Genomic DNA, 512 nt, shown 5'->3' with positions numbered 1-512 from the left:
CGGCGGAGGCGGCGTGACGGCCCGCCCCTCCGCCGGCCGGCCGGCCGCCCGGCCAGGGTCCCGCCGCATCGCCGCCGCCGGCGGGCGCGACGGCCCCGCTTGTCCCGAGGCCGCGGCATGACCTTCGACGAGACGCTCTGGCAGGAATTCGCGGCTGAGAGCGAGGAGCATTTGGACGCGCTGGAGCGCCGGCTGGGCGCCGGCCCCGTCATGGACCGGCCGGGGATCGATGCGCTGTTCCGCGCCTTCCACAGCTTGAAGGGGATGAGCGACGCGCTGGGCGCCGGCGGCATGACCCAGCTGGCGCATCGCTGCGAGGACCTGCTGGGCGCGGCGCGGGCTGGCCGCGTCTCGGTCAGCGGCCAGGTGGTGGATGCCCTGCTGGGCGCGGTGGACGGGCTGCGGGCGCTGCGGGCGCGGATGCTGGAGGCGCGGCAGGACGGCGCGCCCGACCCCGCCCTGCTGCAGCGGCTGGCGGCCCTGGCGGAGGAGGGCGGGGTGCCGGCCCCGCC

General features: G+C 78.9%; 1 protein-coding gene. It reads left to right on the top strand.

Annotated elements, in window-relative coordinates; genetic code table 11:
• Positions 1 to 117: 117 nt before the first annotated feature.
• The coding region (locus tag E2C05_RS32440; RefSeq protein WP_192912580.1) for an Hpt domain-containing protein at positions 118 to 512 on the top strand (395 nt) is incomplete at its 3' end.

The sequence above is a fragment of the Paracraurococcus ruber genome (assembly GCF_004353985.1).
In the GTDB taxonomy this organism is placed as follows: Bacteria; Pseudomonadota; Alphaproteobacteria; order Acetobacterales; family Acetobacteraceae; genus Paracraurococcus; species Paracraurococcus ruber.
This window is presented reverse-complemented; position numbering and strand designations above follow the sequence as displayed.